The organism is Amycolatopsis heterodermiae (assembly GCF_034929455.1).
GTDB classification, from domain to species: Bacteria; Actinomycetota; Actinomycetes; order Mycobacteriales; family Pseudonocardiaceae; genus Amycolatopsis; species Amycolatopsis heterodermiae.
Genome location: NZ_JAYFSI010000003.1, coordinates 531,128 through 544,029, shown reverse-complemented (window position 1 = coordinate 544,029; position 12,902 = coordinate 531,128). Strand labels below are relative to the sequence as shown.

Here is a 12,902-nt window from a genome sequence, read left to right as displayed (position 1 = left end):
GTGCAGCATGGGGTCAGCACCGTACGGCCGTACCGAGATCGGAGCCCAGATGACCCGAATCGTCCCGGGACCCCTGGCGAAGCTGGCCGGGGCCGGCGCGTTCGCGGCGTTCGCGTCGGTGGTCGTCGTGACGCCGGCGCAGGCCGCTCCCGACTATTCACACGCCGACACGAACTTCGCGGGCACGCAGATCGAAGCGCACGAAGGGATCCACGGGAGCCCGCTCACGTCCCGCGCGGACGTCGCCGACCAGACCCTCGGGCACGACGTGAGCGGCCACCAGGGCCCGGTCGACTGGGGCGCGGCGGCCGGCGGCGGCGCGAAGTTCACCTACGTCAAGGCGACCGAGGGCACGGGATTCGTCAACCCGCAGTACGCCCAGCAGTACGACGGCGCGCACGCCGCGGGCCTGATCCGCGGCGCGTACCACTTCGCGCGCCCGGACGTCTCGAGCGGCGCGGCGCAGGCGGACTACTTCATCGCGAACGGCGGCGGCTGGCGTGGCGACGGCACGACCCTGCCGGGCGCGCTCGACATCGAGTACAACCCGTACGGCGACGCCTGTTACGGCAAGAACCCCGCCGACATGACGGCGTGGATCGCCGATTTCACGCGCACGTACCTCGCGAAGGCGCACCGCAGCGCGCTGATCTACACCAGCACGAACTGGTGGAAGACCTGCACGGGCAACGCGAACGGGTTCGGGAACACGAACCCGCTCTGGCTGGCCCGCTACGGCCCGGAGGTCGGCGAGCTGCCGGCGGGCTGGGACAAGCAGAGCATCTGGCAGTTCGCCCGCGGCGGCGGCCTCCCGGGCGACCAGAACTACTACAACGGCCCGATCGGCCGCGTCGAAGCACTGGCGAAGGGCGCGGCGGCCCAGGCGGCCTAGCTCGGCCGGCACCGGCTCGAACACCTGCCACTGCTCGCCGGGCAGCAGACCTAGCGCGTCTGCCGGATCACGACGTCCGGCCACGGCGGCTTGCGCAGCACGGCCAGCGTGCTGAACGTCGCGGCCATCAGGCCGGTCATGGCCCCGATCAGCAGGATCCGGGTCCGGTCGACGGCGGGTTCCCACTTGACGTCGCCGCCGTGGACGACGAACACCCCGACCGGCTGGAGGACCGGGATGACCGTGGTCCCGTCCGGTGTCTCGTAGGGGTCGCCGAAGACGGCTCCGTCCGGCCTGGCCGCGTCGCGCACTGCTCGAAGCTTCGCCCTGTTCATCGGTCCATCGAACCGGAACTCGCGGTGCCGCGCCAGACCCGCGGCGAACTGCCGTACGCGCGGGAGAAGGCCCGGCTGAACGCCGCTTCCGAGGCGTAGCCGACCCGGCCCGCGATCCGGCCGACCGGCTCGGCCGTGCTCCGCAGCAGGTGGGCGGCGTGATCCAGCCGTCTCCGCTGCACGTACGCCCCCGGCGGTTCCCCGACCGACTCGGTGAACCGCGCGGCGAACGCCGAGCGGGACAGGGAGCTGAGCCGCGCCAGCTCGTCGACCGGCCAGTCGTGCCCGGGGTGGCGGTGGATCGCGGTGAGCGCGGGCCCCAGCGCCGGGTCCATCGCGGCGGTGAGCCAGCCGGGGTGCGTCTCGTCGCCGGAGGCCGCCCACGTCCGCAGCGACCGGATGAACAGCAGGTCGAGCAGCCGCGACACCATCACGCGGGCGCCGGGCTCGGGCCGCGTCACCTCCGCGAGCAGCAGGTCCCGGCTCAGCGGGAGCCACGCCGCGGTCCGGGCGTCGCCGCGGATCACGATGGCCGCGGGGAGGACCCCGAGCAGCGGCGCGGCGACGAGCGGCTCGACGTGGAACTCCCCGGTGACCCACTCCGCGACCGGGACCGGATGGGCGACGTGCGCGTCGCCGCGGGCGAGCAGCGCCATGTCGCCGTGCAGCAGCTCGACGGGCGGCTCGCCGTCGGTCTCGAGGCGCAGCCGGCCCGCTCCGACGAGGTGCAGCAGCCGGGTCCCGGCCGGGTACCGCTCGACGGTGTCCATCCGGCGGCGCACGGCACCACCCTGCAGGTGGATGGCCTGCAGGACGTCGGAGAGCGCGTCCTGCTCGCCGTACGCCGGAAGCGAATCGGCAAAGTTTCCCGGTTCCTGGGGCATGGTTCTTGCTCGAACCTCCTCCTAGTCTGGTCTGAGGCAGTATGCGTGACCGGTTCGGCACGAGCGGACCCGGCGCGCCGGATCGAGGAGGCAACCCTTCATGGCCGAGAAGCCGACCGTGGTGCTCGTCCACGGCTTCTGGGGTGGCGCCGCCCACTGGGCGAAGGTCATCGTGGAGCTGGACAAGCGCGGTTTCGGGGCGCTCCACGCGGTGGAGAACCCGCTGACGTCGCTGGCCGACGACGCGGCCCGCACCCGGCAGATGGTGCAGCAGGTCGACGGGCCGGTGCTGCTGGTCGGCCACTCGTACGGCGGCGCCGTCATCACCGAGGCGGGGACTCTGCCGAACGTGACGGGCCTGGTCTACGTGGCGGCGTTCGCGCCGGACGCGGGGGAGAGCCTGGCAACGGTCAGCGAGGGCCACGACGCCCCGGGCGGCGCGAACATCGCCCCGGACTCCGACGGCTACCTGTGGATCGCGCAGGACAAGTTCCACGAGAGCTTCTGCCAGGACCTGCCGGAGGACGAGGCCCTGGTCATGGCGGTGACGCAGAAGGCCCCGGTGGGTTCGACGTTCGGCGACCCGGTGACCGACCCGGCGTGGAAGTCGAAGCCGTCCTGGTACCAGGTCTCGGCCCAGGACCGCATGATCGCCCCGGACAACCAACGCCGCATGGCAGCGCGCATCGGCGCCCGCGAGACGATCGAGCTGGAGTCCGGTCACGCATCGCTGGCTTCGCAACCGGTCGCGATCGCGGAGCTGATCGAGCGCGCCGCTGGCTGATTGGTCGCTCGTTGTCGCGGCCCGATCGAGCATGGCACCGGTTGACCGGGTCGCTGTCGGCGAGACGCAGCAGGTCGCGATTGCCGCGCTGATCGGGCGCGCGGCCGGCTGACTGGTCGCTCGTTGTCGCGGCCCGATCGAGCATGCCGCCGTTGACCGGATCGCTGTCGGCGAGACGCGGCCTGTCGCGGTCGCCGAGCTGATTGGGCGTGCCGCTGGTTGATTGGTGGATCGTGGTCGCGGGCCGATCGAGCATGGCACCGGTTGACCGGGTCGCTGTCGGCGAGGCGCGGTCGCCAAGCTGATCGAGCGTGCCGCTGGCTGATCGGTGGATCGTCGTCGCGGCCCGATCGGGCATGGCACCGGTTGACCGGGTTGCTGTCGGCGAGACGCAGCCGGTCGCCGAGCTGGTCGAGCGTGCTGCTGGCTGACTGGTCGCTCGTCGTCGCGGGCCGCCTCGACAGCAGGCCTGACCGAGCATGCCGCCGGTTGGTCGGATCGCGGTCGCCGAGGTGATCGAGCGGGTGGCCGGCTGGCTGCGCGGGAGATTGTCTGTCGGCTGAGGAGGTCGGTACGGGTTGGCCGATCGTCGTCGTGGGCTGCCGCGATGGCGGGCTTGACCGAGCAATCCACCCGGTTGACCGGCTCGCGGTCGGCGAGACGCGGCCCGTCGCGATCGCCGGGCTGAGCGAGCGCGGGCGGCTGACAAGATCGGACAGGACCGCCCTCGTGCTGTTGTCGGCGCGGGGGCGGCTCCTTACTCTCGTTCTTGTCGCTGTTTCGTTTGGTCCTTTGTGGACTACGGAGGTGCCTGTGCGCGGCAAGGTGGCGGTTCTGGCGGCGGTTTCGGCTTTGGCCTTCGCGGCGGCGCCGGTCGCCGCGGGGGCCGGGCAGGCGTGGTTCACCTCGTGGGCCCAGTCCCAGGACGGCCGCGCGGACACGCCGCTGAACGGGCAGTCCCTCCGGATGATCACCCACCTGAGCGAGGGTGGCGACGCGGTGCGCGTCAGGCTGCAGAACACGTTCGGCTCGGGCCCGTTGTCGGTGGGCCACGCGACGGCCGGGGTGAGCGCGGGCGGCGCGGCGGTGACCGCGCCCCGGGACCTGACCTTCGCGGGCAGCGGTGCCGTCACGATCCCGGCCGGGGGAGAGGTCTGGAGCGACGAGCTGCGCCTGACCACCCGCCCGAACACGAACCTGGCCGTGAGCATGTCGGTGCTCGGCACCGCCACCCCAGGACGGCACGGCGCGGCTCTACGCGACAACTACCTGACCGCTGCCGGCGCTGGCGACCACACGGCCGACACCGGCGGCTCGGCTTTCGCGCAGACGGTCGGTTCGACGTACGTCGTGAGCGCGGTGGACGTGCACAACACGGCGGTGAAGGGAACCGTCGTCCCGTTCGGCAGCTCGGTGGTCGACGGAATCGGCAGCACGAACTGCGGCCCCGGCTGCACCCAGCTGGGCGCGGACCGCCGCTGGGCGGACGACCTCGCGCGCCGGGCCGCGCCGTCGGGCCTCGCCGTCGCCAACGCGGGCGTCTCGGGCACCACGAGTGCTCCGACCTGCCCGAGCATTCCGCCGGGGGTGGTCGGCCTGGACGCCGCGAGCCGCCTGGACCGGGACGTCCTGGCCCTGCACGGCGTCCGTGCGGTGATCTACTACTACGGCACCAACGACCTGGCGTACGGCTGCGACGCGACGGCCGTCCTGGACAGCTACCGAGCGGTCTTCGCCCGCCTGCGCGCGGCCGGCATCGCCATCTACGTCACGCCGAGCACCCCGCGCCCCGGCTACAGCGACAAGAACAACCTCGATCGTCACGAAATAGCGTTGTTCGTGGAACGCTGGAACACTTGCGGCGGCCTGTGTTCGGGAATCCTCGACTTCGACGAAGTCCTGAAAGACCCGCTGAAGCCGAACAGCATCAACCCGGCCTACGACAACGGCGACGGAATTCACGCGAACGCGGCGGGCCAGCAGGCCCTGGCGGACTTCATCTCGATCCCGATGCTCACGTCCGGGTTCACTTCTCACACGATGGGCTGACAGCGCGAGTCGCAACGGCCCGAGTGTGCGGCCCGCTGCGCACAGTACGTCGCGTGATGAACAACTCGATGGACGACGCGGGGTGCTGCCTGCTGTCGGTGGCCTGGAACATAGCCCCGCTGCTGGAATCCCCGCCGACGTCCCGCCGGGCCTCCCTGCGCGCGACGGTCGAGGAGACGTGCCGCGTGACCGGCCTCGGCGCCCGTTCGTGGTCGGCTTGTCACGGCGCCGGGACGGAGGCGGAGTACCGCCCCTTCCTCCAGCTGGCGGACGTCGCCTACGAGATCGCCACGCTCCTGCTCCTGGTCGGCGACTTCCTGGTCCCGGACCTCGAACGCGAACACCGCCGCTGGGTCGAGATCGAGGTCTTGATGTCCCGTCTGGAGGAGCTGTCCGGCTGGACGTCCTCGTTCCTCGGTGCCTTGACCTTGTCAGGTCGCGCCTGACGCGCGTAAGGTCCAGCCTGACACGTCGAGGAGGCTGCTGATGACCACCGCGGTACTGGCCCACTGTTCGTTCTGCGCCCGCCCGAACACCGAGGTGAAGACCCTGGTGAGTGGCCCCGGGGTCTTCATCTGCGACGGCTGCGTCTCGTTGTGCGCGGCGGTGATCGAGGGAAAGCCGGCGTCGATCCCGCGCGTGGCCCCGTGGGATCAGGAGCTGACGCTGGACGACGTCCTGTCGCGGCTGGCCCCGGTCGCCTCGGCGGGTGCTCAGGTCCAGCAGAACCTCACGGCCTGGGTCCGCAAGGCGCGCACCCTGGGTGGCACGTGGACCCGGATCGGCGCGGCGCTGGGCATGACCCGTCAGTCCGCGTGGGAACGCTTCTCCGGCGAAGAGTGATCCGGCGGGCCGGCCCTGCCCCAACGGGCAGCCGGGCGTACCCGAAGGTCTGCCGCTGCGCGGCTGGCCGATCCGCGCCCCCGCGGACAGGGTGGAGACGCCGCCCGTCCTAGGAGGTCTGCCGGTGATCCACGAGGTCGACGAGGCGCTGCGGCGGCTGGTCAAGGACGAGGCGCTGCGCGGCAGCGAGGTCGAAGTCGCCTTCGACGCGCCCACGAAGGACTGGGCGGCCAGGCGCAACGCCCCGGCCGTCAACATCTACCTCTACGACGTGCGCGAGGACATGCGACGGCGTTCGCGCGGGCTGCTCAACGAGTACGACCAGCGCGGCGAGGTCTCGGCACGGCACCTGCCGCCCAAGCACGTCAAGCTGTCGTACCTGGTCACCGCGTGGACCCAGCGCCCGGAGGACGAGCACCGCGTGCTGTCCGACCTGCTGCTCGGCCTGCTGCGCTACGAGGCCGTGCCGGCCGAGGTGCTCACCGGGTCGCTGGCCGAGATGGGGCTGCCGGTGCCGATGACCGTCGCGCTGCCGCCGCCGGAGGACCGCGCGTTCGCCGACGTGTGGACCGCGCTGGGCGGCGAGCTGAAGCCGTCGCTGGACGTCGTCGTCTCCGCCCCGATCCACAGTGGACGCGTGTACCCGGCCGGGCCGCCCGCGAAGGAAGGCCTCAAGCTCGACACCGGCGGTGGCGAACTGATCGGACACCACGTCTCCGAAAGCGGGGCGGTCGACGGACAGCGCCGGGTCGCCATGGCGCGCAACCACCGGAAGCACCGGTGAGCCTGGAGTACCTGTTCGAGCGGCTGGCCGGCCTCGAACAGCGCATCCGCGACGCGGTCGACGGCCGCCGCGCGGCCGACCCGAACCCCGACGACCCGTTCCGCGGCCTGTACCTGTCCAACGAGGCGATCGACGCGCTGCTGGAAGGTCACCGCGAGCCGTTCGCGCCGTTCACGGACTCCGCCCCGGACGGCAGGCTGCGCCCGCTCGCCGAACGCGCGGGACTCACCGGCGTCGACGTCGAACTGCTGCTGGTGGCGCTCGCCCCCGACCTGGACAGCCGGTTCGAGCAGTTCTACGGCTACCTCAACGACGACGTGACCCGCCGCCGCGCGACCGCCGGGCTGGCGCTGCGCCTGTGCGGGATCCCCGAGGCGTCGGCCGCCGGGCGTGCCCGGCTCGACGCCGGCTCCCCGCTGCACACCTGCGGCCTGCTCACCGTGGGCGAGGACGAACGGCCGTTCCTCTCGCGCACGCTGCGCGTTCCCGACCGGGTGGTGAACCACCTGCTCGGCGACGACCGCCTCGCGCCCGAGCTCGCCGGCTGCGCGCACCTGGGCACCGAGCTCGTCGACGTGCCGGGCCGGGACCGGCTCGCCCGCGCGATCCGTGGCCGGGCCGGGCTGGTCTACCTGAAGGAACAGCCCGGCGGGGGCGCCGAGGAGCTCGGCGTCGGCGCGCTCGCCGCGGCCGGGTACCCGGCGCTGGTGGTGGACGCCGTGCGCTGGCAGGCCGAAGCCGGCCACGCCGAACTCACCGGGTCGCTGCGGCGGGAGGCGTTGCTGCGGGGCGCCGGGATCGTGCTCGGGCCGGTCGACGACCCGCGGCTGGAAGAGCTGGTGCACCCGGCGATCCCGCTCGTGGTGCACGGCACCGGCGCCTGGGACCCGCGGTGGAGCGCGACCCCGCCGCTGCACCTCGACGCGGTGCCCCTGCCGGCCGCGAGCCGCGCCGGGCTCTGGCGCAGCCGCCTCGAGGGCCGGCTCGCCCCGGGCGTCGACCCGGGGGAGTCGACCGCGCACTTCGTGCTGGGGCCGGCCCAGATCGCCCGCGCGGCGAAGGCCGCGTCGGTGTCCGCGCTGGCCGACGACGGGCTGGTCCGGACGTCCCACCTGCGCGCGGGCGCGCGAAGCCAGAACGCCGCCGGCCTGCAACGGCTCGCGCGGCGGATCGAACCGGCCGTCGGCTGGCCCGACCTCGTGCTGCCGGCCGGCGTACTGTCCCTTTTGGACGAACTGGCCGCGCGGGCGCGGTACCGCGACCAGGTGCTCGACGAGTGGCGGATGCGCCCGGGTGGCGGGCGCGGGCGGGGCGTGACCGGGCTGTTCGCGGGGGACTCGGGGACCGGCAAGACGATGTCCGCCGAGGTCATCGCCGCGTCGCTCGGGATGGACCTCTACACCGTGAACCTGGCGACCGTGATCGACAAGTACGTCGGCGAAACGGAGAAGAACCTGGAACGGATCTTCACCGAGGCGTCCGGGGTCAACGGCGTCCTGCTGTTCGACGAGGCGGACGCGATCTTCGGCAAGCGGTCCGAGGTCCGCGACGCGCACGACCGGTACGCCAACGTCGAAAGCGCCTACCTGCTGCAGCGGATGGAGACCTTCGACGGCATCGCGGTGCTGGCGACGAACCTGCGGGCGAACCTCGACGAGGCGTTCACCCGCCGGATCGACGTCATCGTCGACTTCCCGCTGCCCGACGTCGCACTCCGGCACCAGCTGTGGGACCGCTGCCTCGGCACGCGGCTGCCGCGGGGCGCGGACCTGGACCTCGGGTTCCTGGCCGAGGCCTTCGAACTGGCGGGCGGGCACATCCGCTCGGCCGCGGTCACCGGCGCGTACCTGGCCGCCGAGGCCGGCCGCCCGGTGGCGATGAGCGACCTGGTCGGCGCGGTCGCGCGGGAGTACCGGAAGCTGGGCCGGCTCTGCCTCGACCGGGAGTTCGGCCCCTACCTGGCGATGGTGACGGAAGGCTGAGCTTGCCCGTTCGGGCGATTTTTACCGCCCTTCCGGACGCGCACGCCAGTCTGGCGCGCGGCGCGGCGGCGGGGCAAGCTGGACGGGCGGCGGAGGGAGCGGACCATGCGCGGGCACAGTCACGAAAACGACCTCGAACCGACCCTGCGGCCACACGGCGACCGGATCGAGCGGGACGACCACGACCTGATGGGGCGGGCCGCGGCCGCCGGCCGCACGGACGTCCTCGGCCCGGCGGGCCTGCTCGGCCTGCAGCGCGCGGTGGGCAACGCCGGCGCGAGCACCCTGATCGAGCAGTCACCGGTGCACGAGGTCGTCGGCTCGGGCGGCGGCGCGCCGCTGGACACCGAAACGCGCGCCGACATGGAAACCCGCTTCGGCCACGACTTCGGCGACGTCCGGGTCCACACCGGCAGCGCGGCCCACGACTCGGCGAAGTCCGTGAACGCGCAGGCGTACACGGTCGGGACCAACATCGTGTTCCAGCGCGACAAGTACGACCCCGGCTCCGACACGGGCAGGCACATGCTGGCGCACGAGCTGACCCACGTGGTCCAGCAGCGCAGCGGCCCGGTGGACGGCACCGACGCGGGCGGCGGGGTGAAGGTTTCCGATCCGTCGGACCGGTTCGAGCGCGAGGCGGTGGCGAACGCCGACCGCCTGATGTCGGCGCCTGCCCCCGGGCCTGCCGCTCTTGCGGCCCAGCGCTGCGAGGACGGCGGCCACACCGCCGAGGACGCCGTCCAGCGGATGACCGTCCAGCGCGAGGAAGAAGCTCCTGCCGCCGAGGAAGGCGAAGAGGAGAAGATGGCTCAGACCTTCGTGCAGCGCGAGGAAGAGACCGAAGAGGCCTAGGCCCGTTAAGGGTTCCCGTCGGGGCCGGTGAAACCCGGGATCGTGACGTCCTTCACGTATTTCTCGGCCCGGCCGGTGTCGGGGTCCTTGGATCCCTTCTTGCTGTTGCACGACCCGCAGAGGACTTCGAGGTTGTCGGCGTCCGCGTAGAACTTCGTCCGGTCGCTGTGGCCTTTCTCTCGCCCCTGGGAGTTCCAGTGTCCCGCCACGGAGCGTTTGTGGTCCAGGGCGTAGTTGTCGGCACCATTGGCCTTGACCCTGGTCGTGACGTGGGGGCCGATACCGAGGAAAGGGACGCCGGGGCAGGTGAAAGTCACGCCGTCGGGCCTCGTCGCGGCGGCGATCTTGGCGGCGTCCTGGCCGCTGTACTTGTGAGAACCTCCGTAGAACACCGCGCGGACATCGTGGTACTCGGGACGCAGAGTCTTGCCGTCGATCGTGTATTGCGTCTGGTTCGCGCCGCCTTCGGCCGGCCCCAGTTCGGGGCCGCCGTCCGGCGTGTTCGCGAGGAACTTGAGCACGGGGAAGGCCGGGCGTCCTTCCATGGTCCTGCTGGTGCCGCCGATCGAACGTTCCAGTTCGTACTTGAGCGTCACCCAGCCGTCGTCGCGGACGGATTCGACCTTGGCCACGCGGTTGGTGGCCTTGACCACGAACCGCTTGCCGAGGTAGATCTTGGCCTCGTCGACCGGGGCCAGTGGGCCCAGCGGCATTTCGTTGGTGTCGTCGGTCGGATTGATCTCCAGGTGGGTCTTGAACTTTCCGGGGCTCGCCGGGACCAGGGCGATGGTCTTGAGCTGGAAGGTGTCCTTGATCTTCGGCAAGGCCGCTTCGACGGATTGCCGGGTCGCGTCCGGTTTCCGCATTGCGGCGTCGGCGGCCTGTTTCGCCTGCCCCAGGGCTTGCTGCTTCTGCTGAGCGGTCCGGGTGTCCGGACCGCCGCCGGCCTTGCCCTTGCCCTTCAGCTTCGACCAGACCTTCTTGCCCGCCTTGACGATCGTCCCCACGACCGTGTCGATCACCTTGCCGACCGGCGCTTGGACCTTCTCCAGGATCGACTTGATCTTCTCCGAGATCCCGCCCAGCCCGAGCAGGCTCGCCAGGAAGCCAAGGACCATCGGCAGCGCCTTCGCCAACGTGCGCTCGATCAGGCCGGCCACCGCTCCGGCCCCGCCGCGGGCGATGGACTCCACCGAGTCCAGGACCGAGTCGACGAACTCCTTGATCTGGGCGGCCTTGTCGACGAAGAACATCACGATGTCGTAGATCGCCTTGCAGGCCTTGATGAACGCCGCGGCCGGGTTGAGCATCGAGATGATCCAGGTGATGCCCGCCTTGACGATCTTCTCGATGACGAATTCCTTGATCTGGCCGAGGACCATCTCCTTGAGGTCGCCCAGCTTCTCGACCACCCAGCGCCAGAGCCCCGGCACGCCCTCGGTGACCAGGATCTTGACCACCTCGAACGTCTGCTCGAGCTTGGCGAGCACGGGTTCGGGGATGAAGCGGAGGATCCGCGCGCGGACGCTCGCCCAGGTGAGCCCGAGGAGCGACATGACCATCTTGAGGATGCCCTTGGCGTCCAGGGCCTCCGGGATCTCGATGCCCGCGCTCGCCAGGTTGCCCAGCAGCCACCCCTTCAAGCCGTCCTTGAGGTGCTGGACGATGTTCGAGCCGAAGTTCAGCACCCCGGTCTTGACCGCGTTGACCAGGTTGCCGAGGAACTCGATCGGCTTCGCGATGATCAGGCCGACCGCGTTCGCGGCCCGCGAAAGCACGCCGAGCAGCATGTCCTTCAGCTTCAGGATCGTCTCGATCGCGCCGCCGACGGCTTCCTTGGCCTTGTCCCACAGGCCCTTGTTCTCCGCCTGCAGCGTCTTGATCTCCTCGTCGACGGTGTTCCGGGCCTCGCTGTACTTCTGGGCGAGGTCCTCGACGAGCGACTCCTGCTTCTCGTCGACGGACTTCTCGAGGTCGTCGAACTGGCCGCCGAACTCCTTGGCCGCCTCGCCCGCGATCTTGCGCAGGGCCGGCGCCTGGGACTCGACCTTCTGCTGCACCCGTGACCGGCCCTCGGCGATCAGCCGCTTCGCCTCGCCCAGCTGCTGGCCGACGAAGTCCGCGATGTCGCCGATGACGCCCTGTATCCTGACCTCGTAGACCTTCTTGGCCTCGAGGAAAAGGTTGTTGGCCTCGGCGGGCAGGCTCGCGAACAGGTCGTAGGTCCAGCGGGCCGCGCCGGAGATGCCGTCGTAGCGCTCGTCCTTGTACTTCTTCATCCGGGCCTGGTGGTCGGCGGTGAACGCCGCCTTCGCCGCCGCCTCGCCCGTCTCGAACCGCTTCGCCACCTGGTCGTCGAGCGCGCCCAGCACGCCCTCGACCTTCGTCTTGGTCTCGTCGAAGATCGTCTTGATCTCGGTGGTGATCCGGGCCCGGTCCTGCTCGTCCTTCGACTTCGTGGCCGACTTCGACGCCTGGCCCTTCTGCCCGGACGTCGTACGAGCCCCGGTCATGCCTGCCATCGCGGACCGTCCGGACGCCTGGGCCGCGCCGGTGACGTCGGCCAGCTTCGCGGCTTCGGACTCGCGGACCGCGGCCGGTGCCGAAGCCGTGTGCCGCTCGCCTTCCTGTTTCGCGGCCAGCGCACCGGTGAACTCCGGCTCGTTGGACTGGGCCAGCTGCTGGTCGGTGACCCCGGCCTCGGCCATCCTGCCGTGGGTCTCGCACTGGTCGGCGCGCAGATCGGTCTGCTCGGGCGGCGCCTTGTCCGGGGTGGCCTTGCGCGCGTCCGGCGGGGCCAGGGCGGGCGGGGCGGGGGCGGCCGGCAGCGGGGTGACCGGCTTTTCCACGGCCCGGCTCGGGTCCGGCGCCTCCTTCGTGCGGTCGGTGACGTCCTTGGCGGAGGCGTCCTTGCCACTGGTGACCTTGCCCAGCACCTCGGCCTTGACCTGGTCGGCCTTGCCGGAGGTGGCGAACTTGTCGGCGTCGTCGAGGTTCTGCGGCGCCTGCTTGGCGACGGCGGCGTTCACCGCGGCGATGAAGGCCGCCTTGTCGAAGCCCGCCGGTTTCGCCGCCGCCATCTTGTCCGCCTGGGCGGCCTTGGCCTGGGCGTCCTTGTCGTCGGCGGGGGCGACCGAGGCGTCCTGCGCCTTCTTGACCTCCGCGCCGGCGGGCGGATGCGCCTTCGCCGCGTCGGCCTGGCCACCGACGTCCTTCTTCAACGACTGGAACTTCGGATCGGACGCCGGGGTCACGCCGGCGGGTGCGACCGGGGGAGCGGGACAGCCCTGCCGTTGCAGCGCGACCAGTCCCGCCACCGCCGCGTTGCCGGCAGAGGCCTGCAGGCGCAGCAACGCGGGCGGGGTCGCCCGGCGCGCGGGTTTCGCCGCCCGCGCGGACGGCGCGGACGGTTCCCGTGGCGCCATGTCCCGCCCCGTTGGCATGGATCCACTGTCGCCCGTGCCGGGCAGGTTGCCAACGACCAGAGGGGCGGG

11 protein-coding genes are annotated in these 12,902 nt (G+C 71.5%); 8 read left to right on the top strand and 3 right to left on the bottom strand.

The window, feature by feature from the left end; all coding sequences use genetic code 11:
- Window positions 1-49 precede the first annotated feature (49 nt).
- Complete coding sequence (locus VA596_RS18340) at window positions 50-892, top strand: lysozyme (protein WP_323328681.1); 843 nt, start codon at window positions 50-52, stop codon at window positions 890-892.
- Between the two features lie 50 nt (window positions 893-942).
- On the opposite strand, the gene VA596_RS18335 is transcribed toward VA596_RS18340, so the two are convergent.
- Both VA596_RS18335 and VA596_RS18330 read right to left on the bottom strand, forming a co-directional pair.
- Complete coding sequence (locus tag VA596_RS18335; protein ID WP_323328679.1) at window positions 943-1,227, bottom strand: hypothetical protein; 285 nt, start codon at window positions 1,225-1,227, stop codon at window positions 943-945.
- On the bottom strand, window positions 1,224-2,111 hold the full coding sequence (locus VA596_RS18330) for an AraC family transcriptional regulator (RefSeq protein ID WP_323328677.1): 888 nt from the start codon (window positions 2,109-2,111) through the stop codon (window positions 1,224-1,226). Before VA596_RS18330 ends, VA596_RS18335 begins: the two co-directional genes overlap by 4 nt.
- A 100-nt stretch (window positions 2,112-2,211) precedes the next feature.
- Between VA596_RS18330 and VA596_RS18325 the strand changes: the two genes are divergently transcribed.
- The 7 genes from VA596_RS18325 to VA596_RS18295 all read left to right on the top strand — a co-directional run bounded on the left by VA596_RS18325 (window position 2,212) and on the right by VA596_RS18295 (window position 9,408).
- Entirely contained in the window at window positions 2,212-2,895 is a 684-nt protein-coding gene (locus VA596_RS18325) for an alpha/beta hydrolase (protein ID WP_323328675.1), read from the top strand.
- 813 nt (window positions 2,896-3,708) lie between these two features.
- Window positions 3,709-4,944, top strand: a complete 1,236-nt coding sequence (locus tag VA596_RS18320; RefSeq protein WP_323328673.1) for a GDSL-type esterase/lipase family protein — start codon at window positions 3,709-3,711, stop codon at window positions 4,942-4,944.
- A gap of 56 nt (window positions 4,945-5,000) precedes the next feature.
- The gene (locus VA596_RS18315) at window positions 5,001-5,390 is read left to right on the top strand and encodes a hypothetical protein (protein ID WP_323328889.1); all 390 of its coding nucleotides are present in this window, start codon (window positions 5,001-5,003) and stop codon (window positions 5,388-5,390) included.
- Window positions 5,391-5,430: 40 nt separating this feature from the next.
- Window positions 5,431-5,787, top strand: coding sequence for a ClpX C4-type zinc finger protein (locus VA596_RS18310; RefSeq protein WP_323328671.1), 357 nt, complete (start codon window positions 5,431-5,433; stop codon window positions 5,785-5,787).
- A 124-nt stretch (window positions 5,788-5,911) separates the two neighbouring features.
- Entirely contained in the window at window positions 5,912-6,571 is a 660-nt protein-coding gene (locus VA596_RS18305; RefSeq protein WP_323328669.1) for a DUF4255 domain-containing protein, read from the top strand.
- Entirely contained in the window at window positions 6,568-8,553 is a 1,986-nt protein-coding gene (locus VA596_RS18300; protein WP_323328667.1) for an ATP-binding protein, read from the top strand. Before VA596_RS18305 ends, VA596_RS18300 begins: the two co-directional genes overlap by 4 nt.
- Window positions 8,554-8,658: 105 nt before the next feature.
- Window positions 8,659-9,408 (top strand): eCIS core domain-containing protein, encoded by a 750-nt coding sequence (locus VA596_RS18295; protein WP_323328665.1) that lies wholly within the window; start codon window positions 8,659-8,661, stop codon window positions 9,406-9,408.
- Window positions 9,409-9,413: 5 nt separating this feature from the next.
- Here the strand turns inward: VA596_RS18295 and VA596_RS18290 are convergent, their stop codons facing one another.
- Window positions 9,414-12,851, bottom strand: a complete 3,438-nt coding sequence (locus VA596_RS18290) for a phage tail protein (RefSeq protein WP_323328663.1) — start codon at window positions 12,849-12,851, stop codon at window positions 9,414-9,416.
- Window positions 12,852-12,902: the final 51 nt, after the last annotated feature.